Source organism: Treponema socranskii subsp. buccale (assembly GCF_024181585.1).
Classification (GTDB): domain Bacteria; phylum Spirochaetota; class Spirochaetia; order Treponematales; family Treponemataceae; genus Treponema_D; species Treponema_D buccale.
In genome coordinates this window covers 1,416,621-1,442,281 of record NZ_CP054258.1, presented here as the reverse complement: position 1 = coordinate 1,442,281, position 25,661 = coordinate 1,416,621, and the positions used below count along the sequence as shown (strand labels likewise).

The following is a 25,661-nucleotide window of genomic DNA, read 5'->3' as shown; positions in this document are numbered from 1 at the left end:
CATTTATGGCGGATGAAGTAGAGAAAAAGCCCGAATTCGTAATTCATCACAAAAGACAGGCGTCGACCGATAAAGCTCCCGCATCTCCTGCGGAAAAAAAGCAAAAGAGAGTCATCATCGTTAAGCGCGCTCCGAAAGCTGCCGACGGTGCAAAGACGGAAAAGGTGCGCGTCGTGGCAAAACAGGATAGGAAAACTGCGGCCGCGCAAAAAACGGTGTCCGAAACATCCGATATCGTCGAAAAAAAGACTCCTGCCGATTCGAAGACTTCCATACAGCAGACGCCGGAAGCGCCGGCTAAAGCGGCAAAAAGCACCGCCGCTCCGGTAAAAAAAGCGTACGATTTTAACGCCGTCCGCCCGAACGTAAAAGCGGGAAATCTTTCAGACAGAAGTCGTTCCGCCTACCGCGCGTCCTCTTCGCGTTCGCAAACGGGAGGATTCGGCTCCCGTCCGTATCGCGACAGCACGGGCTTTACCGGAGCGCAGGCACGTGCGGGATATCAAAACAGAGAACGCGAAAATCAGCAGGGCGGTTATACGCAGGGAAGGGGCGGTCGTACCGGATTTTCGGGTACGCGTACGGGCTTTCAGGGCAGAAGCGCTCGTCCCGGTTTTCAAAATCGTCCGGGATTCGGCGGAGCGAGACCGGGAGGATTCGGTTCTCCTGCAGCGGTTCCGCCTCCGAAGGGACCGGCAAAAAAATCGTTTAAAGGCAAAAAACAGGTTTACCGCAAAACCGACGAACAGCTCGAAGACGATAAATTTTTTGCGCAAAAGAAAAAAACCGAAACGCCTGCGAACGTCGTTCCGAAATCGATCGATATCATGGAATCGATTTCCGTTTCCGATCTCGCGCGTAAAATGAATTTAAAAGCGTCGGACATTATCCAAAAGCTCATGTCGCAAGGCATGATGGTCACGATCAATCAATCGATAGATTCCGATACGGCAACCCTCGTTGCAGCCGAATACGGCTGCGATGTGCATCTCGTCAGTTTGTACGACGAAACCGTTATCGAAAGCGAAAAAGACAATGCGGAAACGGTAAAGCCGCGCCCGCCCATCGTCACCGTCATGGGACACGTCGATCACGGCAAAACGAAAACGCTCGACGCGATCCGCCATTCACACGTCGCCGAAGGAGAGTTCGGAGGCATCACCCAGTCGATCGGCGCGTATTCGGTTTCGACGGAAAAGGGTACGATCACTTTCCTCGATACGCCGGGGCACGAAGCGTTTACGATGATGCGGGCACGCGGTGCGCAGGTAACCGATATCGTCATCCTCGTCGTTGCGGCAGACGACGGAGTGATGCCGCAGACGCTTGAAGCGATCAACCACGCAAAAGATGCAAAGGTTCCGATCATCGTCGCGGTCAACAAAATCGATAAGCCGGAAGCGAATCCCGACCGCGTGCGCACGCAGCTTTCCGAACACGGGCTTACGCCGGAGGATTGGGGCGGCGATACGCAGTATGTCAATATCAGTGCGCTTAAAGGCGAAGGTATAGACGATCTTCTCGACGCGGTTTTGCTGCAGGCGGAAATGCTCGAATTGAAAGCCGACTACAACTGTCGTGCCGAAGGAAAAATTCTCGAATCGAGGGTCGATCAGGGACGCGGTATCGTCGCGACGGTCATCGTTCAGCGCGGTACGCTTCGCCAAGGCGATCCCTTCGTCGCAGGCATCTATTCCGGTCACGTGCGGGCTATGTTCAACGATCGCGGAAAACGCATTCAGGAAGCGACTCCGTCGATGCCCGTCGAAGTGCTCGGCATTGAAAGTATGCCGAATGCGGGAGATCCCTTCCAAGTGACGGAAAGCGAAAAAGACGCGCGCGAAGTTTCGGTAAAGCGGCAGGAATTGAAGCGCTTCGAAGAAGCGCGTGCGGTCAAAAAAGTTACGCTCGAAAACCTCTATCAGACGATCGACGCGAGCAACGTCAAAGAATTCCGCGTCATCATCAAAGCGGATTTGCAGGGGTCGGCCGAAGCGCTCAAAACCGCGCTCGAAAAACTTTCGACAAAGGATATCCGTCTCGTCGTCATCCATTCGTCGGCGGGCGCCATCAACGAAAGCGACGTTACGCTTGCAAGCGCCGACCGCAATGCGATCATCATCGGATTCAATGTGCGTCCGACGGCAAAGGCAAAGCTGCTGGCCGATCAGGAACGCGTCGAAATCCGAAAGTATTCGATCATCTACAAAGCCGTCGAAGAAGTGCAGGCGGCGATGGAAGGCATGCTCACGCCCGATACGAAGGAAGAAGTTACCGGTACGCTTGAAGTGCGCAATACGTTCAAAGTTCCGCGCGTCGGCATTATCGCAGGCTGCTATGTTACCGACGGCTTTATCAAACGGAGCGGCAGCGTGCATCTCATCCGCGACGGAATCGTCAAATTTACCGGAAAGATTTCATCGCTCAAGCGCTTTAAAGACGATGCGAAAGAAGTCGCTGCGGGTTACGAGTGCGGCGTCGGCATCGAAGATTGGCAGGATATCCAAGTCGGCGATACGCTCGAAGCATTCGAACTCATCAAAGTGGCGAGAAAGCTCGGCGATTCGCTTTCCGAAGAAGCCGCTGCAAACAATGCAGCCGATGCGAGTGAGGGTGAAAAAGAGTGAAGCAGTACCGCATGCAGCGACTCGGCGATCAGCTGCGCGATGAAATCTCAAAGCTCATCATCACCGAGCAGGTAAAAGATCCGCGCGTGTCGACGTTTTTGACGGTAAACCGCGTCGACGTGTCGAACGATCTGTGCTACGGAAAAGTCTACGTGTCGAGCTTTCTTCCCGACGCGCAGGTAAAGACGGGCGTCGAAGGTTTAAACAGTGCCGCGGGCTTTATCCAATCGACGATCGCAAAAAAGCTCCGTATCCGTCAGTTTCCGCATTTGACCTTTTACGTCGATACGGCGATGAAAGAAGGTTTTGAAATGGTGCAAAAGCTGAACGAACTTGAAAGGGAAGGAAATGCCGGCGGAGAGGCGGAAAATGCCCGTACGGCAGGGGATCCGGCTCCTCACGAATCACAGTAGGCGCGGATGCGGGGCGGCATCGTTCTTTTTGCAAAGAGGCCGGGCGTAACGAGCTTTTCGTCTCTCTTTTCGATCAAGCGCGCGCTCGGTACGAAAAAAGTCGGACACACGGGAACGCTCGACAGCTTCGCCTCCGGTCTCCTCGTCGTGTGTACCGGCTCTCTCACGCGCATTGCATCATACATCACTTCTTTTAATAAAACTTACGACGCCGTTATCGAATTCGGTATCGAAACCGATACGCTCGAATATACCGGAAAAATCGTCAATACCGCGCCGCTTCCGACAAAAGACGATGTCCTTTCCGCAATCAAGCAGTATACGGGCGATATACTGCAGACGCCGCCGCTTTTTTCCGCACTGCACATAAACGGCGAGCGGGCAAGCGATATTGCGCGGAGCGGACGCGTCGCCGAAATGCCCTCTCGTCCCGTTACCGTATTCGCTTCCGAAGCGGAAGAGTTTTTATTCGAAGCGGGCGATCGCGTAAAAGCCGTCCGTGTCCGCTTTTCGGTTTCAAAAGGGACGTACATCAGAAGCCTTGCCCGCGATATCGGATCGTATTGCAAAAGCGCAGCCCATCTTGCAGGCTTGAGGCGGCTTTCGGTCGGAAGCTTTCGCCTCGAAGATGCTGCGGGCTTTTCATCGCTTGCGCCGTTTACGCTACGATCGGTGTATCAAACGATTTTCGATATGCAAAAAGCACAATCCGCTTCATGTAAGGCGGACGCGTCGGAACATACCCCGCATTCGGGAGAAGACGTCCAAAGCGAAGTGCGTGAAAAGATGCAGATGATGACCGAAAGCCTCGCAGCCGAATGCGGCTTCGGTACGGTGCACATCCTTTCCGAATACGAAGACGATTTCAAACACGGGCGTCCGCTTTTTTCTTCGATGTTTGAAAAAGGGGCTGACGGTGCATGTGCGGCAAGCGCTGTGTTTTCGGCGAACGGTACTTGCGCTTTCTGCGGTGACGGGGCGATTGCGGTTTTCGGAAAGCACGGTAATTTTTTGGGAATGATTTCGCGGAACGGCGAAGACGCGTATTCGTACGCCTTCGTGATTTCCGATTGACGGATAAAATATGCGGAAAATAATTTTTTTGATTTTAACTTTATCGGCTTTTCCAAGTTATTCTAAAAATATACTTCCCAATGTGCAAGGAACTGTTCGTATCGAAGATACTGAGTTAATATTTACGTTGGAAAGAGTGTTGTTTAGCTATCCATTTTATATTACAGGTTATGAAATAACTTTTGAAGAGTATGATAAATATACAAAGGTGTATATTTCTTTGTTATTTACAAATTTAAAAACAAAAAAAACTATCAATGTAAAAAATGAAAAAACAGGTAAATATGAAATAAGAATACCGCGAGAAGGAAAATTAAAGTCTTCGAATTTATTATTCTTTTACAAGGATGATAAAGGGATTACAGAATTAGCGGTAGAAAAAACAGTTCGATAAATTCTTTCAAAAATCGATAGTTTTTGCAAAAAAGTATAAATATCTTTTATACTTTTGCCTAGAAATACGTATCTTTTATCTGTGATTTCTTTGTTTTGACCTCCGGTGCTCTTACCGTGATCCGGCTTCGTGCGTGTTGTAAAAAAGCCGCTGTCGTGGTAAAATTAAACTTATGTTGCTGTCGGTAAAAGAACAACTGAAACTCTTCTTAGCGAACCCCGTGTTTTTGGCGTGCATTTGCAGCTGGTTTTGTTCGCAGTTTTTAAAAACGATCATCGCTTTACTGTCTCATAAAATCCGCAGTTTGTCCGTACTCTTTGAAATGATGGTGTGGCGGACGGGAAGCCTTCCGTCAAGTCATTCCGCGATCGTGGCGGCGCTGACGACGTCCATCGGTTTTCACTCGGGAATTCATTCCGACGTATTTATTTTGTCGCTGTGTTTTTTGCTCGTAACTGTCCGCGATGCGCTCGGCGTGAGACGGGCGAACGGTATTCAGGCGAAGCGATTGAACGAAATCGGAAAAGAGCTCGATCGGCAAAAGATCGTCGCGTATACTCCAATAAAAGAAGTGCAGGGGCACACGCCGCTCGAAGTGATCGTAGGACTTCTTATCGGCTTTTCGATCGGATTTGCATTTTCATTGCTGCAGTAGGAACTATGAGCGCAGTAAAAAAATTGTCGATTTTTTGCAGCATCGCCGTCCTCTCGATTTTCGTTCTTTTTATTTTTCGGACCGTACCGTCGGGAAATCTGTGGGAGCGCTACCGAATCGTGTATGTCGACAACGCTTCGGATGACGATTACGCTGCCGAAGTTTTAAAAAAAGCCGGATGTGAAAACGTCATCAGCCTCAGCTCCCAGCGGCTTCCCGTCATGTTGCCGGTGCATTCTCCCGAAGTATCCCTCGCGCTCGCTTTTTCCGATGCCGACGGCTACCTTGCAAAGCGAAGAGCATATTTTTTCGACAGAGGCGCACAGTATCGGCTGTATTATATCGAAGACCGATATGCGCCGCTTGCTGAAGACGCCGTCCGAGAATTCCGCACGTCGGGCATAGCGGCAGGCCTCGATACGCAGGGCGTCTATCCGTTTATCGTACCGCTCATCTGTACGGCCTTTGCGCTTCTCTTGTGTTTTTTATCTCCGCACCGCGCCCTCTTTTTTGCCGCTGCTGTTTTTCCGGTTTTGTTTGCCGCATGCGTGCCCTTCTATGCCGCTGCGGCATCGGCCTGCCTCTTTTTGTATGCGCTTTTTATCGCGTTGAGATTGTGGGGAAGGCGAGGTGCATTTTCGGTCGTCAAAACGAATCCCGTGTTTATCGCATTTTTTATCGTTTCGCTCATCACTGCATGCGTGTCTTCGCTTCGGAGCGCACTGCTTTTTGTGCCGGTTATCGTCGGTACCGTATCCGCGCTTGCAGCTTTTTCGACGGCGGAACGACTTTATGAAGCGCGCTATCGATTTACGCTTGTTCCGATCAGGCCTGCACGGGTGATCCCGTTTTTTACGAAAGCGACGTTTCGCGGAACGGCCGCCTGCGCTTCGAGCATTGCCGTTCTTTTCGCTGCTTCTCTTTTGTCTTCTTTTTCGGTCGGCTTCGCCGCTGCTCCTTTTTCGCGCGTACCGCAGCTCGAGTTTCCGTCTGCCCGTGCGCAGTCGCCGGCGGGGAGTTTTCCGACGCTCGACGAATACGTCGCGTGGTGCTGGAATACGAAAACCGCTCCGTACCGTTCGGTGAACGCGCAAAGCGCGCACGAAAGGCATCCGAAGACGGGTGACAGCATCGTCTTTCCCCGTTTTTCAGACGGAGATGCGGGGATTTCGGAGACGAGCGTTTCCATGGTATTCGATAAAAATTTTTACGATGCGACGCTGGGCGATATCGATGCGCTGCCGTATCCCGCAGTCGAAAAATTGATAAAAGCGCAAGGCTCTCGTGTGCATGCGGGGTACGCGTTTTCGGTGCCGGGAGGCGGAGGGCTTTTGCACACGCTGCTCGTAGCTTTTGCGCTGTGCATACCGTCGATTCTCTTAATACGGAGTAAACTGCGATGAAGATGATTCCCGTCATACATACAAACGAAGGAAATCTCGTTAAACGCGCCGTAAACGGTTTTTTGCAGCCGGTCGTGACGATTCCGCTCTCTCACGAAACGCAAGACTCTCTCGTTTGTCTCGTTCATCCCGGAGACCGCGTGCGCGAAGGGGAAACCATTGCCGTTCCTTCTTCGTCTTATCCCCTCCGCTCAGGTGCAAAGCTGCACGCAAGCGTACCGGGTATTGTCGAAGATATCGTTTCATGTATCAGTCCGAACGGACGTGAAGAGCGCGCTGTACGAATACGGCTTGCCGGAAGATTTTCATATCTCGGAAAAAAACGCTTTTCCGAAAACTGGCGCTCTCTTTCTCCTTCGGAAATCATTCGGCGAATTGCGGATTCGGGCGTCATAAACACTTTCGATACGACCGAGCCTGCTTCTCTTGCATCTCAAATTGAATATACGGAAATGAAAGCGCGAAACGTGCTCGTCGTGCGCCTCTATGACGACGATCCCAAGCGCATTACCGATTCCGTTTTATCGAAAGCGTTTTTCGACGATATCAAAACGGGAGCCTTTATCGTTTCCCGCGCTCTCGGAGGAGCGGGTATCGTTTTTGCATACGATGCCGAAAATATGCAAAAGGCTGCGAGTGCCGGAAAAAAGGGAAAGTCGGGTGAAAAATCTTCGGCACAATCGGACGGAAAACCCGCTTCGATTGAAAACGCGGATCGGAGTTTTATGAACGTCGAAGGTGCTCCGGCTCCGGTATGCTTCGTTCCCGTCGATATAACCGAATATCCGGCCGGTTTCCGCAATGAAATAATCGATGTCGTAAAAAAATCGGCAAAAGAAAAACCGTTCAATAAAATCTCAGCCGGATGCGTTTTTGTCGATGCCGTATCGATGATTGCGGTAAACAATGCGATTTGCTTCGGCGTGCCGTCGGTCGAACAGTATGTACATGTTTCCGGCGAATGCATACCGGCGGAGGCTCTTATGAAAGTACGCGTCGGAACGACGATGCGCTACCTTGCCGAACAATGCGGCGGATTAAAGCGCTCTTCCGCAGCCGTTATCGTAAACGGTCTCATGCTCGGAAGCTTTTGTGCAAGTCTTGACGCTCCGGTGACGAAATACGTAAAATCGATTTCATTCCTTTCCGCGCACCGTATTCCCGATCGGAATGAGCTGCCGTGCGTACGCTGCGGCGAATGCCGCCTCGTCTGTCCCCGTCATCTGTCGCCGGACATATTGTACCGGCACGCATCGGGCGGCGCGGAAGCGCAAAAAGAATATATCGACTCGGCGGTATTGTGTTCGGGGTGCGGGCTGTGCAATTCGGTGTGTCCCTCACGGCTTTCGATAAGCCAGGCGATAACACGAATGCGCCATGCGGGAGAATCGCTATGAATGATATGACTGACGCATTTTTCAAAAAGAAAAAACCGCTGCGGCCTTTTTTGTATCTTTCGCCGTCGGCTCAAAACATTTCACTTATTTCGCTGTGCCTGTTGTCGCTGCAAGTGCTCATGCTTGCACTCACGAAAAGCTGGGGCTCTCTTATCGTCATAGGCGCTTCTCTGTCGGGATTTATCGGAGCCGATTTGCTGCATGCAAAACTCGTATCGTCTTCCCGCTTTTCCCTCGTTTCCGCAATTTTTCAGGGAACCGTTACGGGTATGCTTCTGCCGTCGACTTTTCATCCCGTGACGGTTTTTTGCATCGCATTCTCTACGATGTTTTTAATAAAATATCTTTCCGGAAATTTTGCGGATCATTGGATAAACTCCGCCGTTCTCGCCGTCGCATTCGCATGGATTGTCGGTATGAGCGCATTTCCTGAAAACCCTTTGACGAAAGACATATTGCAGATTAAAAATCCGTCCCATATTTTAATTCAAAACGGCGTATTTCCGATTATGAACGGAGACAGATCGGTGACCGAAGCGCTCAACAATACGATATTCGGTTTCGCCAATATTTCTATTCCGGAGGGGTATATTTCGCTTTTGTGGGATACGCACTCGATAATCCCCGCATTCCGCTTCAATGCGCTTACGCTTTTGGCATCCGTCGTTTTATTTGCTTCGGGTATGCAGGGTCTTCTCATTCCGGCTTCGTTTGCAGCCGTTTATACCCTCCTTGTCCGCTTCGTTTCCCCCGTATTTACGGGAGCTATGGCGGGGCAGGGCGATATGATTTTATCGCTGTGTACCGGAGGCACGCTTTTTTGCGCCGTTTTCGTCGTGCAGCAATACGGCACGGTGCCGCTTTCGAAACGCGGAAAAATACTCTACGGTATTCTCGCAGGCATTTTCGCCTTTGCGATTGCCGGCTGCGGTACTTCTTCGGCGGGAATGATTTTTGCCGTTTTGTGCGCGAATATCGTTTCGCCGCTTATTCAGGCTGCCGAAGACAGGAGAGATGCATCCCGTCTTCGTGCAATGCTCTCGTCGCTTCGAAGAGAAAAGGATACAAGATGACCGAACGATTTTCAAAAGAAGCTCTGCAGGAATACGGTATTTTTGCGGGAAGTACGGTATTGCTTGTCCTTATACTTTCCCTAACGATAATTTTTACAAGGGGAATGTGGCGCGAAGGTCTCAAATCCGAAGTCTCCCGCGTGCTTGAAGAAAGCGGCGACGAAGCGTGGAGCGTAGGGGATTTTATCGATTTCGATTCTTCACTTTCTTTATCCGCCGCGTGTTTCAGAGCGACGAGTAAAAACGAAAGCGGTTATGTCTGCGTCGTGCGCATGCAAACGATATACGGTCCCGTTCCGGCCGTCTTTATTTTAAATGAACGTTACGCCGCACGTTTTGCCGGGATTGCGGGATTGCACGGAAGCATAGAGCGTGCGATCGAAAACGGAGCGGCGAAAAGTCAAATCCGCTATTGGGCGGAACGTATTTCCCGTATTGTACGCGAAAAGGAGGAAAACTCGTAATGCATAAAAGATTCGTTTCGATCTATTTTTCGGCCTCGCTTGCCTGTATGATTCCTTTTCCCGGCCGCTTTGCATACGGCCTTATCCTCGCCGTCGAACTTTTCGTTCTCGTCTTCGGTGCGACATTGTTTCGAGCAGCAATAGGAAAGCTCGAATTCGTGCACAGCGGAAATCTTTTTTTTATGGTCTTTGTCATATTTCTTACGATGCTCTTCCGGCAGATTCTCGCAGCTCTTCTTCCTGTCGCCGCCCTCAGTGCGGGCTTTGCCCTTTACGTGCCCGCAATTTCCGCATTTACCGCAGGCTTTTTTTCGGAAAGCGAAAAGGAAAGCGGAAAATCGATTTTAAAACGAAATGTCTTTTATACGGCGATTTTTTGCGCTTTCGTACTTGTATTTTTTTTACTGCGCGATCTCGTCGGTTTCGGAACGATTACCTATATCACGGCGCGCGGTATTGCGGAAAAAGTGCTTTTTGATTCGGAGCGCGTCGCTTTCGCTTCTTTTTTTGCGACGATTCCCGGAGTCCTTCTTTCGCTTGCGCTTATCGCCGTCGTCCGGGCGTTTATCGCGTCAAAATCGATGCGTAAAAAAAACGGAGATGAACCGTGATTGATATTCTGTTTTACTATGTGTTTTATTCTTCCGCAGTCTTATTTTACGGTATCGGTTTTCGTCGTGCGGCCGCTTTGAGCGCGTCTTTCGATAAAAGCGTTTTCCGTCCCGCCCTCCGATGCGGCTTTGCAGCTCTTGCTTCGACGTTTTTAACGGCGCTTATTACGGAAAAACTTTTTTCTCCGCTCGGCATTGCCGAACTCTTTCCGCTTCCGGCTCTTTTTATACTTGCCGCAGTTGCCGCCGGCACGGGAATATTTTTACCGGGTAAAGCGATATTGCAGACGAAGGAATTCGCCGTTTCATATCTTATCGTTCTCCTTGCGCTTTTCGAAAGCTCGCGGCTTTTCGACGCCGTTTTTACAGCTGCAAGCTGTATGCTTTCGTTCGTATTCGTGATCCCCGTTTTATCCGCCGTTCGATACAGAATCGATATAGCGCGCGCAAAAAACGAAAAAGCGGCACGGGGCATACTCATCATGATCGTTTCGGCAATTCTCATAATAGCCTGCAGCGCGTGGAACGTTTCCTGGCTCAACGATTATTTTATGCGCTGATGTTTCGGTACGGATTTTTTTTATATCGATAAATCCGAAGCTCGCGAAAAATCGAAAAAGTGATTCCGAAATTATTATTGAAAATGTTAAAAAAAGGACTTTAAAATATGGACAAGATGGTATAAAATAAGCGAAAGGAGTTTTAAAGCCAAAGTGAAGGCGATGTGTATCTGTTTCGGCCTCGAGTCAACACCGGCCGGCAAGGCGGTTTCCGTCTGTGAAAACGATTATGCGGATGTATATAAACCGGCTGCGAAATTTTTATACGCTCATCCGGATTTCCGCATGGCCTTTTCATTTACGGGAAACGAATTGCAGTTTTTCAAAAAAAAACATCCCGAATTTCTTGCGCTTTTGCAGGAGCTCATTTCGCGCAGGCAGATCGAAGTTTTCGGCGGCGGATTTTACAATCCCGTTTTTCCGCTTTTGTATCCCAAAGATCGTACCGATCAAATCGAATTGCTGTCAGCCGAAATCCGGCAGACGCTCGGCAAGCGGCCTCGGGGTATGACGCTGTGCGCTTCGAGCTGGGATGCGTCGCTTGTAACGAGCTTTCAAACCAGCGGCATGGAATATCTCGCGCTCGACAGCTCCCTTATTCCGCCCGCAAAGCAGTGCTATCTGCCGGTTATCATGTTCGACCGCGGAAAATCCGTGACGATAGTTCCCGTCTATAAAAAGCATAAACCCGTTTCCGATGTTTCGCCGGAAGAGTATTTGACTTCCTTATTTGCCGCCGTCAAAAAAACTTCACGAAGTGACGCATACGACGATTTCGTTTCGGAGCGTTTTGTCGACATTCATTTCACTCATGAGGAGTTCAAACAACTTTTACATTCGGGTTATCTGCAAAAACTTCTCGAATGCGCTTGTGCAAACTTTTCCGATACGCTGCGATTTTCATATCCGGGCGCATATTTGAAAACGGCGGACGCGAGGGTTCCCGCTTTTATCACGGCGGGCATTGACGCGGAAATCGCGCAGTGGGCGAAAACGCCGTATATTCAGGTTTCCAAAAACGACGGCTACCCCGTTACGATTTACGATTTTCTCCAAACCTATCCCGAAAGCCGCTCGCTTTCGAACAGAATGCTCTACGTCAGTATGCTCGTAAATCAATGCCACGGCGATAAAGCGCGCAAAAAAGTAGCTCGTGAAAAACTTTGGGAAGCTCAAAGCGGCGAAGGTTTCGTATATACGGGGGCGATGTTTCCCGTATGCGCTTCGTATCGTACGAACGCCTTTAAAAATCTTTCCGAAGCCGAAACGATCATACGCGAATGCAGCGATTTCGAAGAATCGGCTTCACGCTTTGACTATAACGCCGACGGTATCGACGAATATATGTTCCGTATGTCGGGTTTTACAGCATGCGTAACGAGGGAAGGAGGAGCGCTTTCCGAACTCGACGTCATGCAGCGCTCGGGGAATTATGCGGACAATTTAAAGCGCGTGGAAGCTTTTGACGGCTTGAACGACGCTTACACAAGGTCTTTTTTTATCGATTATGCGTTTTCCGACGCGGATGTAAAAGAGTACGTAAAGGGTAAATCTCTGCCGGAAACTTCGTTTGCAAATAATCGGTACGCGGAGCAAAAATTTTCTCCGCAGCATAAAGAAGTACAGCTTTTTTCTTCAATCGAAATCGGTGAAAAAAAGCAGGCGCTTTCCGTACGTAAAAAATACGGTGCGAACGCGAACGGCTTTACGCTGCAGTACATCGTCAAAAACGAAAGCAAAGATGCGCTTCAAACGAATTTTATCGTCGAATCGAATATCGCTCAAACGAATTACGATACGGAGGGCTTTACTCCGTATACGCTCGAAATCGCGTCGGGAGATAAAAAATTTGAAAGCGATTCGACAAAAGCGTCTTCATCTCTTTCTCCGTCGGGCGTTCTTTCGGACGTTTCAGCCGTTCAAATCTCCGATTCTGAAAATTCGCTTTCGTTTATGTTCGAACCGAACGAAAGCTGCGGCTTTTCGTTTATGCCGATCGTATTTCACCGCCCCGAAAAAGCCGGCGGAAAAGCCGTTCCCGCAGCGATGACGCTCTGTACGGCGATGCATTGGCCGGTCGATCTCGAGCCGGGTATGGAAACGGAAAAGACCGTAAACTTCAGCATTATCGCCATGAAGCGGAAGCGTACAAAAGCCGAAAAAAAAGGCAAGTGAGCGTCGTCTCTTTCGTGTATCTTATAAATCGCTTAATAATGCAGCCCGATGCCGACCGATACTTCGTACGGCGATACGTCGCTTCTCCAATTCATATTCAATTGATTTTTCAAAAGGTAACTTCCGACATCGAAACCCACGCTCGCCCGAACTTGTATGCTTTTCCAGCTTTCGGGAAATACGATCATCTCCAAACCCGCTGTATAAAAACCGTCTTTCGGTGAAAAACTCGTACCCGTCGCCTTATTGTTTGCAAGCGCAAAATCGATAAATGGTGAAAGCTGCATTTCAAAATTGAGCTTTCGAAGCACTCTGTTTTTTTCAAAGCAGGTCGAAAAAATTCTCACGGGAAAGTCGAGGTTCACAACAAGGGCGCCGGACGTTTTGGTCGCATAAGAGTCGGCGTGTCCCGACGACGTGCTGAAATACTGTTTATCCCGAATACCGCGCAAACGCGAACCTATGTTTTCCATACCGTTTGCCATGAGAAAAAAGTATAAGTCGCTTGCAATACCGATTCTTTTGAATCCTTTAAAAACCTGCAATTCGACGGAAAATTTCGGCTGCAATTTCGATTCCTGAGCAATGTATGTAAACGACTGCGTTGTCGAAATCGACAAGCCCGTGCGCAGATTGTTTTTCCAATTGATACGCGACGTGCCGAGCGTCTGTCCGATTGCAAGCTGAGGGCCTGCGAGATCCGAGTTCGAATCGCTTATACCGTTAAAATCCCAATAGTATTTTCCGCTCACATACGGTGTATAATTGACATTTCCCCAGTTTTCGATCCGCTGGAGAACGACGGGAAGCGATATCGTGCCTTTTTCCGTAAAATAAATATCGTCTCCGTATTTTTTATAATCGAAATTTCGTGTAAAGCCCTGCGCAAAAGAAAAGTCGAGCGATGTACGGGATCCGAACGGTACGGAAAAATTTAAGCCCGTCGACGCGTCCCATTCGGGCGACGAATGTCCGATCGTATACGAAATGCTGTAACTGTTTGTCCATGCAGCGTCGAGCTTAAAAAGCTTGAACGGAAGATCGAAAGAAAAATTGATGCCGGCCGTCAGTCCCATATCGTTGATGAGATGCTTCATTTCGTCGTCGTCTTCGTCGCGTTCGAGCAAAAAATTGATATCGGCCGACATATCTTTCATAGTGCCGAAAAAATTGGTATCTTTCAGTTTGAGCTTAAGCGTAAAGCCGGTGTTCGAATCATATTTCGGATACGGCATACCGATAAAGTGAAACGAATCGCGGAGGCGTACCGTCACATCCGCACCGTACAGATCGTTTTCTTCGTCGATGAGCTTTGTTTCATAATCGATTTCGACTTCGTCGAAAAGGCGCGTATTCAAAAGGCGCTGCCGGTAATCTCGGATATAGTTTGCAAATGCCGTTTCATCCGGAAAGACGGTCGCTTTGTCGATTTTTACTTCGCGCTCGACGCTCGCTTCTTTTGTTTTGCCGTCGATGATGTAGCGGACGGAGTTTATCCTGTACGATGAAGAAAAAGCCAAGCACGAAAGCAAAAGGTAAACGGCGGCACGGGCGATATATCGTTTCATATCAATAGGCGCCTTTTCTCTTGAATACGACCCACACGGTTTTAATGATGAGCCATATATCCAGCCATATCGACCAGTTTTGAATATAGTACGTGTCGAGCGTAATGCGCTCTTCGTATTCCGTATCGCTTCTGCCCGACGTCTGCCACATACCCGAAAGTCCGGGCGTTACCGAAAGGATATAGTCCGCCTGCTCTCCGTATTTGATAAGTTCGTCCTGGGTAACGGGACGCGGGCCGATAAAGCTCATCTCGCCTGTAAGGATATTCAAAAACTGAGGCAGTTCGTCGATACTCGTTTTTCTGATAAACTTTCCGACCGCCGTTACACGCGGATCGTCGACCAGTTTTCGATCCCGCTCCCATTGTTTTTGCATTTCGGGATTATGCGCGAGAATCTCGTCGAGCTTTTTATCCGCATCTCGGCACATGGAGCGGAATTTCCAGCATTTAATCGATTTGCCGTTTTTTCCGACACGCACGTGCCCGTAAAAGACGGGGCCGGGAGACGTAAGCTTGATTATAAGCGAAACGACGGCGCAGACGGGCAAAACGATCGGAAACGAAAGAACGATGAGCGAGAGGTCGATGACGCGCTTTGCAAAAAGATTCGTTTTTTTTGTGAGATTGTGCGTCGATGCGAAGCCGACGATACCGCCGATGTCTTTTATCTGAGGAGAACCCGATACGGATCTCGTTTGATGCTTGGAAACGGTGATCGTGTATCGATAGGTTTGCATAATATCCGATACGTCGGTTTCATCGTAATCGCATAAAATCGCAGCTTTTATTTTGAAAGTTTTGATGAGTCGAAGCAGTTCTTCGCTCGGAGGAAATACGGGAATACCGCTGTAAAGGTTTGCCGCTATGCTGCCGCTGTTTATGATGACGGCGGGTTTATACCCCAAATCCGTCCGCTCGATCATCCGGTTTATAACCGCATCTCCGCTTGAACCCGTACAATAGATGACGGCGGGCAATCCCCACCATCGATACCGGCCGAATGCAAAGCGGGCCGTTTGTCGCGCAATCGGTAAAAAAACGGTCGCAATCGGAACCGCAAGCATGAGCGCGACGGCGACCGCGATGCTTTGCGCATCCGTATCGACAAAAATGCTTATGGCGATGCCGATAAAGCTGAAAAAGGTACAGATACCGAATCGCTTTATTTCTTCGACGGGAGAAATCATAATGCCCGGATACAGACCCGCCGCATAAAACACGATGAGTATGAGCGGTAAATAGACGCTGTACGTGACAAAAGAACGGAAATTAATAAACGCATTGTTTATGGCATTGATGATAAAAAAACTCGTTCCGATGCTGAGCATAAGGGCTGCCGCATCGACGAGCATTAAAATAAAACCTGCGAAAAATGAGCTTGTACGGTGAAAATTTCGCTTGTAGTAATGCAGGAATTCGTCTATCGTCATAGCATTTTATTTTCTATTTTATATTAAAAATACGGTACTGTCTATAGTTACAAAACGGCTTTACCGTGTCTACAAAATCGGACGGCTACCGTATGAGTGCGAATAAAACGAGGGACAGCATATTGTATGCGAAATGAGAGACGGTATTTGTCCACAAGGTTTTGCTCTTTTTGCAGCAAATGCGCAGTACGATTCCCGCAAAAAACGCGTTTGCAACTGCGGGTAAGCCTAAATAGCGGTGAGAAAGCGCAAAAAGAGAAACGGCACTTATTTCAGAAATCAAAAAAATATTGCGAGATCCGTGTTCGTTTGCCGCATTTTTTTTCTGCAAGGTGTTTTCATTTTCCGATTTGTTTATTCGTTTCGGCAAAAGGTCTTCCAAAATCGCACGGATGCTTTCCGGAAGATAGAGACGGTAGAGCGCTTCTTCGTAAAACGATGCGCACGCAAAATTGACGATGCAAAAAAGCGTTTCGGCGATCGACGAAGGAAGGGCGGGTTCGAGGTTTCCTTTGCCTCCGGAAAGGCGGACGATAATTTCTATAACGGAAGCGATGACGCACAGGGCGCCGAAAGTTGCCAGCGTCCAGCCTATTCGAACGAAACGGAATGCATCGCCTTTTATAGGTGCGGAAGGCGGAAAGGAAAAACGGACGAGCACAAATGCAAAGAGTGCATAGAGCAGCGGTTTTACGGGAAATGTCCACGCCGAAAAGGCCCGGGCGGATGCCGCACCGGCAAAGAGCGGGGGAATGACAAAAAAACATAAAGATGCGGCAAAGATCAGGTTTCGCCGGAATTTTATCGATATGTCCATATCCGTGTACTATGAAAATCCGCAGATCTGTGATACAATCGAATAGTATATACTATTGAGGCCGGTGTGTATATCCTGAAAATTCTCACCGTTTTTGCGGTTTTTATCATCGCTGTAAAACTCGTACTGAAATATCAAAAAAAGATTAAATTCTTTGCGACCGGTTTCGATTCCCGTTTTTCGTTTTCCGAAATAAGTCTTTTGTGGCGGACGGCCGTCGTATGCGGTCTTGATGATCCTCTTTCGCTTTTTTGGTCTATGCCCTCGCTTTCGCGTTGCATATCCGAAATCAAATCGGGAGCGGATCGCGCGGGCAAAACGGGAGACGGCGGTATGCAGCGCCTTCTTTCAAAACTCTACTCATACCGCACGCATATCGAATCCGCAGCGTCGGAAAAACGGGGGCTTTCGTCCACGAGGGCGTTCGAAAGCGGACTTCGATTGCGGATCGTGCTTGCGGGAAAAGGCGTATTCGCATCGAAAATCGTCAATAACGCACGGGAACTTACGGTAAGCATTCCGATGCAAAACGGACAGGTGAGCGTCGAAGGCAAAGATTGGATCGGAAAATCGATAAGCGTGTACTTGTGGCGGACGGGCGATGCCCGTTATATTTTCGACACGACGGTGATCGGAAACGGCGTATTTTTCGGCAAAGCGGTGCTCTACCTCAAGCACACGGAAAAACTTTTACGCACGCAAAAACGGCGCGCAGTCCGTACAAAGTGCACTATATACGCGAGCCTTTTTATTATCAAAGATAAAGTTATCGACTACAACAGAGTTGAAACGCAGGCGGGATACCGCTGCCTCATCGAAGACATATCCGAATCCGGCGCGATGGTGAGGATCGGCGGAAAAGGAGTGCCGAATATTCAGCTGAAAATGCAGTTTACCATCGAAGGAAAATTGATAATCATGTTCGGCATCGTCCGTACGGTCGAATACAACAGCAGCATCGATCAGTCGCGTCTCCATTTCGAATGTGTGCATATCGAACCGCAGATGAAAAACCAAATTTTGAGTTTCGTATATAATATCATGTCGCCCGAAGAGCGCAAAGCGTACGAACTTTTTCCGGCGGATGAAGATTCCGAAACCGCTGTGAAATACGAAAACTTTGCGGACGGCGAGGACAAGACGGAAGCGGACGATATCGATGATGAAAAATCGGAAGCGGACGATACCGGTGAGGAAAAATCGGAAGCGGACGGCGAAAAGTTTGCGTTTGAACTTTCGGATACGGAAACGCCCGATATGACGGATGCGCGTATCGGAGATACGCTCGGTAACGAATAAGCGAACGAAGTTGTTTTATTCGTGCGGAGGATGGTATGAGGCACGTATGGAAATAAAGAAGTGGTTTATCGGAACAATTACCGCACTTTTGTGCGTTTCCTCTTTTGCTTCTTCGGTTCCGCTGCGCGTACGGTTCGTTAAAGGCAATATCGCCGATAAAACCGCTGCGGTAAAAGAAAGTTCGGGAGAAGACGCGGCTTTTCTTTCACTTGCGGCCATAGATTTTGCACTCGAATATAAAGCGCTGCTCGGAAACGACCGCGATTTGGACGCGCTTGCGCTTTCGGGCATCAGCGCGCTTTCCGCCGATTCGCTTGCCTCTCTCGATTACGCGGGGAGGGAAGCGGTTTCGGAAAAATTGGTAAAAATTTTTTCGCTTTTTTCAAGCGATACGGTACGCATTGCAGTCCTCAATAAAACGACAGCTCTCCGCGATTTGCTTCCGCCGGAACCCTGCATAACCCTTTTGCACGATTATCTTGCCGATACTCCGGGTTCCGGAGACGAAAACGCAGTCGTAAAAGCTGCCGTAAAGGCGCTCTCTGAAATAGGGGACAGCCGTTCCTTTGCGCTCCTTTTTTCATGCCGCAAAGAGCAAAAGTGGCCGAATTGTACCCAAGAGATCGATGATGCGCTCGCCCTTCTTGCCGATAAATCGTTTCCTCAGATTGTCGATATTATCCGCGAAGGAAACGTCAAAAGCGATATACGGCCGCTGTTCGATTTGTTTATTAAAAATAAAAAAACACCCGCTTCGTTTCAATCGGAAATTGCCGAAAATGTGCTTTCGGAGACGATATATATAGCGAACAACGCTTCGTCGATAACGAGGGAAACGGTTTCCCTGCAAGTCGATGCGCTCGACGTTATCGTGAAAAACAAGTGGACGCGTTCCGCTCCGGCAGTGCTTTCGTTTTTTGATCTTGCCGAACGCGAATACAAGGCGGGCGTTATGACCGACGGCGAATTCGCAAAAACGATATATGCGTTTGCCGAAATCGCACCGGTCGACGCTTCGTCGCGCCTTGCTTCCTATCTTGCGGCGTTGAACAGACAAACCGAAAGCGGGGCAAAAACGTCCGAAACGATTGCCCTCGCTTTAATCGGCGCGCTCGGCAGGATCGGCAATAAATCGTCGTTCGATACGCTTTTGTACGTGACCTATGTCAACTATTCCGAACCGGTGATTGCCGCCGCCCGCGATGCCCTCGCGAGGCTTAAATGGTGATCGGAAAAAGATTTTATCATCCTCTTTTTTGTGCAGCGATTATCGCATCCGTTTTGGTGTACGGCCGCATCGTCCCCGTCAAAGACCGTCACGCATTTGCTTCCCTCATTCCGCAGAACGATATCGTTTCGATGTACGGTACCGTCGTTTCAAATCCCGTAAAATCGCAAAAACGAGGCTCGTACTCGGCCGAATTTGCGCCCGACTTCGTCGTATCGAAGGGCGGCGTAAAAAGTTCATGCCGCGGACGCTTGACGGTATATATCGATGAAAAAACGGTCGAAGCGTATTTTCCGGGAAAACTCTATTCGGCTTCTAACGGAAAGGGTGCCGTCCTCTGCGAAAGCGGCGCGCGGCTTTTTTTTTCGGGACGGACGGGAAAAAACGGAGCTTTTTTCGTTTCGAAAACCGAAAGCGCAGGCTGGGAAAAATCCTTTGCCGGAAAGCTCTCGCATATCAGAGCGCTCTCCCGCCTTCAGTTCCGCCGTCTCATGTACGCGTGGGGCGGGGCGGGAGGGCTTTTGCTCGCCCTCCTTTCCGGTTCCCGCGAATACACCGACTCTGCGGTTTCGGACGCGTTTCGGAATGCCGGGCTTTCGCATATCCTTGCGCTTTCGGGTATGCACTTATCGCTCGTGTCGGGCATCGCGTTTTTTGCGGGTATGCGGCTTTTCGGAAAAACGAAATCGTATATTTTTCAATTCTGCGCCGTATCGCTTTTCGTATGGTTTGCAGGTTTTTCACCGTCTCTTTTGCGCGCGTTTTTATGCAGCGTGCTGCTCCTTTTGTGTTCCGTGTGCGGCATCGCAGGGGCGGATACGGTTTTGATTTTGTGTGCGGCTTTTTTTCTGCACGTCGTGATTGCACCCGCTCATATTTTGAGCGCGGCTTTTATGCTTTCGTACGGAGCGCTTTTAGGCATTTTGCTTTTTTCGGAAACGCTCGACGTTTTTTTGATCCGCGCTCTGGGGCAAAAAATATCCGCGCCTCTTGCCGCATCCCTCGGCGCACAGACGCTCACCGCTCCGGTGACGCTTTCGCTTTTCGGAACCTTTATGCCCGTCGGCATCGTCGCGACGCCGCTCGTTTCGCCTCTTGTAACCGTGTTCATCTATGCGGGCATCGTCTGCATTGCGCTTTCGCTCGCCCTGCCGTTTTTCGCGCCCCTCGCGGGAGCGGTGATGAACGCGATCTACGGACTTATAAAACTCCTCGTGCTTTTTTTCGCACGCGCCCCCTACGTGCACATCGCGTAACGGGGACGGATGTCGTGTCGGAACTTTGCAAAATACAGCTGCCGGGAGTGCAGCCGTTTTTTTTACAGTACGCGCTATTTTGAGAAAATATATTTCCGGTGCACTTGCTTGTTATGCTTGTTATGCAGGATTTACAAAAATCGCCGTTCGGGCTACTATGACTTTTGCTATGACCATTCCCGACTACAATTCACCGGCAGCTCTCAAAGCTCTCCTCGATGCGAACGGCTTTTCCATGCAAAAAAAATTCGGACAAAATTTTCTCGTAAACGCACAGGCTCGTGAGCGCATCGTCCGTGCTCTCGAAATAGAACGCGGTATGCGCGTATGGGAGATAGGGCCGGGGCTCGGCTCCATGACAAAGCTTTTGCTCGATGCGGGCGCCCGCGTTACGGCCTTCGAAATCGACAAGGGATTTATAAAACTGCTTTCGGATTTTTTTAAGGCGGAAATCGAAGAGGGTGCGCTGAGAATCGTTTCGGGCGATGCCGTAAAAACGTGGAAAAGCGCGTATGAGGATTCGGGACTGCCGGACAGATTTTTCGGTAATCTCCCGTATTCGATTGCGGCATCCCTCATCGCCGACACGATAGAGCGCGGCGCAAGATTCGACAAAGCGGTCGTTACGGTACAAAAGGAAGTCGCCGATCGGATGACGGCAAAAGAAGGAGGGGACGAGCGCTCGTCGTTTTCGGTACTGTGCCAGTGGGCGTACGACGTCAAAGGGCTTTTTGATTTGGCTTCCGGAAATTTTTGGCCGAAGCCGCACGTCGCCTCGCGCGCCGTTGTTATGACGAAAAAAAACGATTTTCCCGCGTGTGAAAATCCTTCGCTTTTTATAAAAATGCAGCGCGCTCTTTTTTCATCGCGCAGAAAAAATATCCGCAATAATTTAACGGCCTTTACCGGAAGCGCCGAAAGAGCCGAGCGTGCGCTTACACTCGCGGCTCTCGATCCGTCGCTCAGGGCTGAGATGCTGTCTCTTGCAGAACTTTTGCGGTTGTCCGATGCGCTCAATAGCGCTATACTTGCGTGAAGTACGATAAAAAGAAGGCGGTTATGGATACGGAACGGATAGCGGAAAATCTCAAGCGAGTCGTCGAATCGGTGCGGAACGCCGAACGGAAAGCCGGAAGAAAAGAGGGAAGCGTAAAGCTCCTCGCCGTAAGCAAATTTCATCCGGCCGAAGCCGTCATTGCGGCGATCGGAGCGGGCCAGAGCGCATTCGGCGAAAACCGCGTTCAGGAAGCATACGAAAAATTTAATAAAATTTATGAAGACTTTCCGTCGACCGAACTGCACATCATCGGAACGCTGCAAAAAAACAAAGCCGCACGCGCGGTGCGGATCGCCTCTTGCATAGAATCGATCGACAGGATCGGCATTATCGAAGAACTCGAAAAACAGTGCGCGAAGATTGATAAATCGATCGATATGTTATTGGAATACCACACGGGCGAAGCGTCGAAAGCGGGCTTTCTTTCATACGAACTCATGTACGAAGCGCTTCGCTATTGTGCCGAAGGAAATGCGCCGCACGTCGTACCGAAGGGTTTTATGACGATGGCGCCTTTTACCGACGACGAAATTGCCGTGAGGAAGTCTTTCGTTTCGCTCCGCGATGCTGCGGAAAAGCTGCAAAAAGAATTTCCCGCCTTCGATCTTACAACGCTTTCGATGGGAATGTCGGCGGATTATAAAATCGCGATCGAAGAGGGTTCGACCGAAGTGCGCATCGGGACGGCGATTTTCGGAGAGCGGGAGACGGCGGCGTTATGAAGCTTTGCGTGAAAAAATGTGCAGTCCTGCTTTTATTGTGCGTCATCGTTTTTCCGTGCCGTGCGAAAGAAGCGAAAGATACGACGCCCGCTCCGTATACGGACGATGAGTTTCCTCAATTTATGAAAGACTTGCGGAGGGCGGAAATCGTTTCGTTCGGCGCGCTCCCCTTTGTGACGCTTACGTCGACGATCGTGTATTCGTCGGCACGCTATGCGCAGCACGGCTTCGATTCCGCGTATTTTCCGAATCCCTTTGCAAAAGCGTCTGCGAGCAACGGCTATTCGACGGCCGAACAGGCGGGCATTTTACTCACATCGGCGGGTATCAGCGTCGGCATCGGGCTTACCGACCTCCTCGTTTCGGTGATCAGGCGGAAAGCCGCAAAGAAAAAACTCGAGCGAAAAGAAAAAGCGCCCATCGTCGTCACGCCGATAGCCGAAGATAAAGATGCCGTCCGCATCGATATGCCGCCGAGAGAGACACCGCCCGGCGGAACTCGGAGCGACGCCGAGAATCCCGATGAAGAGGCGCAAAAAGCGTCGCAGGAAGGTGCGGATAAGGAAAACGATGCGAGCGGAGAATCTGAAAAATCGGATGCGGCACAATTGAATCCGCTGTCCGATGAAAAATCTGTAAGCGAGGCGGAAGGGCGAGCGGCATCTTCTGAGCTTGCGCTCGAAAGGCAAAGCGGAGACTAGCGGTGCCGTCTTTCAGCGTACAAGTTCCCGCCGATTTCCAGGGCAGCCTCCGGCTCGACAAATACATCGCTTCTCTTCCCGGCGGCATGAACCGCTCGAAATTGAAATCCTGCGCGATCGAAATCCTCGTAAACGGAAAAGAGCACAAGCTTTCGGCCGCCGTAAAAGCGCTCGATATCATCGACGTGCAATGGGACGATAATGTTCCCGACGACATAACACCGGAAAACATCGCGCTCAGCGTGCTGTATGAAGACGAAAACGTCGCCGTCGTCGATAAAGCGCAGGGTATGGTAACGCACCCTGCGGCGGGCAATTGGACGGGTACGCTCGTAAACGCGCTTTTATACCGCTGGGGAAGATCTTCGATTTCCCGCATAAAAGATACGCCCCCGTCTCTCGCCGCGTCTTCGAGGAGGCCCGGCATCGTACATCGGCTCGACAAAGATACGTCGGGACTCATCATTACGGCAAAAAACAGGGACGCCGAAGAGTGGCTCGGACAGCAGTTCGCCCGCCGCTTCGTACAAAAAGAATACATCGCGATCGTAAAGGGAAGGCCGCCCGCTCTTGCAGGCGACATCAAAACGCAGATCATCCGCGATCCGAAAAACAGAAAGCGTTTTAAAGCCGCAACGCAGATGGAAGACGGAAAGAGTGCGCGGACGATTTACCGCTGCATCGCCTCTTACGGAAACTATTCGCTTATGCGCCTTCGTCTCAAAACGGGGCGCACGCATCAAATACGAGTGCACATGAAATACATCGGCTGTCCGATTTTGGGAGATACGGTTTACGGAAAAAAAGACGATGTTTTTCCCGAAGCTCGCCTCATGCTCCACGCGAAAAAATTGACGATACGCTTGCCGGGTAAAAAAAAGTTTTCGACGTTTCGATCGGCCGTTCCCGATCGCTTTCAAACGACGCTTTCTTTTCTTAAAAAAAACTATCCGAAAGAAGTGCCCGTGTGGGGAAAAAATCATGCAAAGAAAAAGCGCTGACATGCCGATTGCACGGATCGACGTGATCCGCGAAGCGTCTGCCGATTCGCCTTTTTTAATAATCAAAAAACCGCGCGGCACGGCATCCGCTCCGCTTTTCGAAGGAGAAAAAAACTGCGCCGTAACGCTTGCGGTATCCCTCTTTCCCGAACTGCAAAAGGTCAAAGGCAAAAAGCCGTGCGAATACGGTTTGATTCATCGGCTCGACACGCAGACATCGGGACTTTTGCTCATCGCGGCGACGGACGAAGCGTATGCGTTTTTTTCCGAAGCGCAAAAAAAGGGCGATTTTATAAAGACATACCGCGCGCTTTGCAGCGACGACGAGGGGAATGCGGTAAAGCTCGGCGGATTTCCGAAACCCGTTTCGATGCGTCCGTTGAAAGCGGGAGATGAGTTTTCCGCATCGTCTTATTTTCGCGCATACGGAAGGGGAAGAAAAAGCGTAAGACCCGTTACCGAAGATTCGAACGCGGCGGCATTGAAAAAAAAGGGAAGCGCGCTTTATACGACGCATATAAAAATCGCCGAGCGGACGGCGGAGGGCATCATCGCGCAGTGTTCGATCGCAAAGGGCTTTCGCCATCAAGTGCGCTGCCATCTTGCGTGGAACGGACTTCCCGTCGTCGGAGACGAACTGTATAACGCAGGCTTCGGAGGCGAAGCGCTCGAATTCGAATGCGTCGCCCTTGACTTTACAAATCCCGTGACGGGAGAGCGGGTGAGGGTAGGTACGGATTTTTTTAGGCCGAATGTCGAGAGTTGCGAATAAAACTGCAAGATGTATCACTCATCGATATCTCCGAGTAGCCGATACCGACTTATAAAAACGGAATCGCATCTTTTATTCCGCCTCTTCATAGTAATATGAATAGTCGATGCCTTTCATAAATATTTCCCTGTCAGCGATTTTGTCGGTCAGAGCGTTTTGCAATAAAGACTTTATTTTGCTTGAATCGGTTATACTTTCAGCCATAGCTTCCAGATAGTCTTTTTTGTTGATTTTACTCCAGTCAACACATCTTTTTAGAGCGCGTTTTAACATCAAGTCGAGCCATATCCTCGTCGTCCTTCCGTTGCCTTCGCGAAACGGGTGTGCGATATTCATTTCGATATATTTGTCGCTAATCTGTTCGAATGTTGAATCGCTCATTTTTTCTATACCGTGCAAAGTTTGCGGGAGAAATTCCGCAGCGGCAAATTTAAATCCGCCTTTTGAAATATCCACTGTCCGTATTTTTCCTGCAAATTCGTAAAGACCGCCGAACAGGTATGCGTGAATCTGCTTGAGTCCGTTTACCGTTCCGAATTCTATACTGTCGAAAAGCGAGCTTTCAAAAAGGGCATAGGCTTTCGTTTTGCTTTTGCCGTCGATCGTTTCATCGCTGTAGGTAAACCACTGAATGAAGGGGGCGGATTTGTTATTGGGAAAACTTTGTGCAAGCTCTATTACTTGATTATAGTCCATAACATCCGATTTATATTTTTTCCCATCGGCAGCGGTCAATTTCAGTTGGGTAGCAGCACTAACCAACTCAGGGTTTTCTTTTTTCAGCTTTGCTTTGAGGTATTTCCAGTAGTTACGGTTCTTTTCATATTCGCTCTGTTCATTTAAAACTCCGACAATATCAAGTACGCTGAACCACCATTTGGAATTCTCTTCATCCCAGACGGCACGCACTTCCTGATCATTGAAAAAGCGAATCGATATTTTATTTGTGCTCACGAAACCAT

General features: G+C 49.6%; 24 protein-coding genes. 20 read left to right on the top strand and 4 right to left on the bottom strand.

What is annotated here, in order from left to right; genetic code table 11:
- Window positions 1-5 precede the first annotated feature (5 nt).
- From infB to HRI97_RS06435, 12 genes are all read left to right on the top strand, one after another.
- The gene (infB, locus tag HRI97_RS06490) at window positions 6-2,627 is read left to right on the top strand and encodes a translation initiation factor IF-2 (RefSeq protein WP_253724637.1); all 2,622 of its coding nucleotides are present in this window, start codon (window positions 6-8) and stop codon (window positions 2,625-2,627) included.
- Window positions 2,624-3,040 (top strand): 30S ribosome-binding factor RbfA, encoded by a 417-nt coding sequence (rbfA, locus tag HRI97_RS06485; RefSeq protein WP_253724636.1) that lies wholly within the window; start codon window positions 2,624-2,626, stop codon window positions 3,038-3,040. The genes infB and rbfA overlap by 4 nt, the downstream gene beginning before the upstream one ends.
- A 6-nt stretch (window positions 3,041-3,046) precedes the next feature.
- Window positions 3,047-4,114 (top strand): tRNA pseudouridine(55) synthase TruB, encoded by a 1,068-nt coding sequence (gene truB, locus HRI97_RS06480; protein ID WP_253724634.1) that lies wholly within the window; start codon window positions 3,047-3,049, stop codon window positions 4,112-4,114.
- A 10-nt stretch (window positions 4,115-4,124) separates the two neighbouring features.
- Complete coding sequence (locus tag HRI97_RS06475) at window positions 4,125-4,508, top strand: hypothetical protein (RefSeq protein ID WP_253724633.1); 384 nt, start codon at window positions 4,125-4,127, stop codon at window positions 4,506-4,508.
- A gap of 172 nt (window positions 4,509-4,680) precedes the next feature.
- The gene (locus tag HRI97_RS06470; RefSeq protein WP_253724632.1) at window positions 4,681-5,163 is read left to right on the top strand and encodes a divergent PAP2 family protein; all 483 of its coding nucleotides are present in this window, start codon (window positions 4,681-4,683) and stop codon (window positions 5,161-5,163) included.
- Window positions 5,164-5,168: 5 nt separating this feature from the next.
- Entirely contained in the window at window positions 5,169-6,566 is a 1,398-nt protein-coding gene (locus HRI97_RS06465; protein WP_253724630.1) for a hypothetical protein, read from the top strand.
- Window positions 6,563-7,963, top strand: coding sequence for a 4Fe-4S dicluster domain-containing protein (locus tag HRI97_RS06460; RefSeq protein ID WP_253724629.1), 1,401 nt, complete (start codon window positions 6,563-6,565; stop codon window positions 7,961-7,963). Before HRI97_RS06465 ends, HRI97_RS06460 begins: the two co-directional genes overlap by 4 nt.
- Complete coding sequence (locus HRI97_RS06455) at window positions 7,960-9,036, top strand: RnfABCDGE type electron transport complex subunit D (protein WP_253724627.1); 1,077 nt, start codon at window positions 7,960-7,962, stop codon at window positions 9,034-9,036. The genes HRI97_RS06460 and HRI97_RS06455 overlap by 4 nt, the downstream gene beginning before the upstream one ends.
- Window positions 9,033-9,500 carry a hypothetical protein gene (locus HRI97_RS06450; protein ID WP_253724626.1) on the top strand — a complete coding sequence of 156 codons (468 nt, stop codon included), beginning with the start codon at window positions 9,033-9,035 and terminating at the stop codon, window positions 9,498-9,500. Before HRI97_RS06455 ends, HRI97_RS06450 begins: the two co-directional genes overlap by 4 nt.
- Window positions 9,500-10,111: a hypothetical protein gene (locus HRI97_RS06445; protein ID WP_253724624.1), complete on the top strand. Its 612-nt coding sequence runs from the start codon at window positions 9,500-9,502 to the stop codon at window positions 10,109-10,111. Before HRI97_RS06450 ends, HRI97_RS06445 begins: the two co-directional genes overlap by 1 nt.
- Window positions 10,108-10,671 (top strand): hypothetical protein, encoded by a 564-nt coding sequence (locus HRI97_RS06440; protein ID WP_253724622.1) that lies wholly within the window; start codon window positions 10,108-10,110, stop codon window positions 10,669-10,671. Before HRI97_RS06445 ends, HRI97_RS06440 begins: the two co-directional genes overlap by 4 nt.
- Window positions 10,672-10,833: 162 nt before the next feature.
- Window positions 10,834-12,846, top strand: coding sequence for an alpha-amylase/4-alpha-glucanotransferase domain-containing protein (locus HRI97_RS06435; RefSeq protein WP_301338913.1), 2,013 nt, complete (start codon window positions 10,834-10,836; stop codon window positions 12,844-12,846).
- 32 nt (window positions 12,847-12,878) lie between these two features.
- Here HRI97_RS06435 and HRI97_RS06430 read toward each other — a convergent pair whose 3' ends face one another.
- The 3 genes from HRI97_RS06430 to HRI97_RS06420 form a co-directional block, all read right to left on the bottom strand.
- The gene (locus tag HRI97_RS06430) at window positions 12,879-14,414 is read right to left on the bottom strand and encodes a hypothetical protein (protein WP_253724619.1); all 1,536 of its coding nucleotides are present in this window, start codon (window positions 14,412-14,414) and stop codon (window positions 12,879-12,881) included.
- Window position 14,415: 1 nt separating this feature from the next.
- Window positions 14,416-15,846, bottom strand: coding sequence for an undecaprenyl-phosphate galactose phosphotransferase WbaP (wbaP, locus tag HRI97_RS06425; RefSeq protein ID WP_253724618.1), 1,431 nt, complete (start codon window positions 15,844-15,846; stop codon window positions 14,416-14,418).
- Window positions 15,847-15,931: 85 nt separating this feature from the next.
- On the bottom strand, window positions 15,932-16,663 hold the full coding sequence (locus HRI97_RS06420; RefSeq protein ID WP_253724616.1) for a CPBP family intramembrane glutamic endopeptidase: 732 nt from the start codon (window positions 16,661-16,663) through the stop codon (window positions 15,932-15,934).
- Window positions 16,664-16,729: 66 nt separating this feature from the next.
- On the opposite strand from HRI97_RS06420, the gene HRI97_RS06415 reads away from it, so the two are divergent.
- The 8 genes from HRI97_RS06415 to HRI97_RS06380 all read left to right on the top strand — a co-directional run bounded on the left by HRI97_RS06415 (window position 16,730) and on the right by HRI97_RS06380 (window position 24,699).
- Window positions 16,730-17,962, top strand: a complete 1,233-nt coding sequence (locus tag HRI97_RS06415) for a flagellar brake protein (RefSeq protein ID WP_253724615.1) — start codon at window positions 16,730-16,732, stop codon at window positions 17,960-17,962.
- 46 nt (window positions 17,963-18,008) lie between these two features.
- A complete protein-coding gene (locus HRI97_RS06410) occupies window positions 18,009-19,190 on the top strand; it encodes a hypothetical protein (protein WP_253724613.1) in 1,182 nt (393 codons plus the stop codon).
- Window positions 19,184-20,446 (top strand): ComEC/Rec2 family competence protein, encoded by a 1,263-nt coding sequence (locus HRI97_RS06405; RefSeq protein ID WP_253724611.1) that lies wholly within the window; start codon window positions 19,184-19,186, stop codon window positions 20,444-20,446. The genes HRI97_RS06410 and HRI97_RS06405 overlap by 7 nt, the downstream gene beginning before the upstream one ends.
- 169 nt (window positions 20,447-20,615) lie before the next feature.
- The gene (gene rsmA / locus HRI97_RS06400) at window positions 20,616-21,482 is read left to right on the top strand and encodes a 16S rRNA (adenine(1518)-N(6)/adenine(1519)-N(6))-dimethyltransferase RsmA (protein WP_253727303.1); all 867 of its coding nucleotides are present in this window, start codon (window positions 20,616-20,618) and stop codon (window positions 21,480-21,482) included.
- A 23-nt stretch (window positions 21,483-21,505) separates the two neighbouring features.
- Entirely contained in the window at window positions 21,506-22,225 is a 720-nt protein-coding gene (locus HRI97_RS06395; RefSeq protein ID WP_253724610.1) for a YggS family pyridoxal phosphate-dependent enzyme, read from the top strand.
- Window positions 22,222-22,926 (top strand): DUF8521 domain-containing protein, encoded by a 705-nt coding sequence (locus HRI97_RS06390; RefSeq protein WP_253724608.1) that lies wholly within the window; start codon window positions 22,222-22,224, stop codon window positions 22,924-22,926. The genes HRI97_RS06395 and HRI97_RS06390 overlap by 4 nt, the downstream gene beginning before the upstream one ends.
- 2 nt (window positions 22,927-22,928) lie before the next feature.
- A complete protein-coding gene (locus tag HRI97_RS06385) occupies window positions 22,929-23,927 on the top strand; it encodes an RluA family pseudouridine synthase (protein WP_253724607.1) in 999 nt (332 codons plus the stop codon).
- A complete protein-coding gene (locus HRI97_RS06380) occupies window positions 23,908-24,699 on the top strand; it encodes a pseudouridine synthase family protein (RefSeq protein WP_253724606.1) in 792 nt (263 codons plus the stop codon). The genes HRI97_RS06385 and HRI97_RS06380 overlap by 20 nt, the downstream gene beginning before the upstream one ends.
- A gap of 72 nt (window positions 24,700-24,771) precedes the next feature.
- On the opposite strand, the gene fic is transcribed toward HRI97_RS06380, so the two are convergent.
- Window positions 24,772-25,653, bottom strand: coding sequence for a protein adenylyltransferase Fic (gene fic / locus HRI97_RS06375; RefSeq protein ID WP_253724605.1), 882 nt, complete (start codon window positions 25,651-25,653; stop codon window positions 24,772-24,774).
- Window positions 25,654-25,661 lie beyond the last annotated feature (8 nt).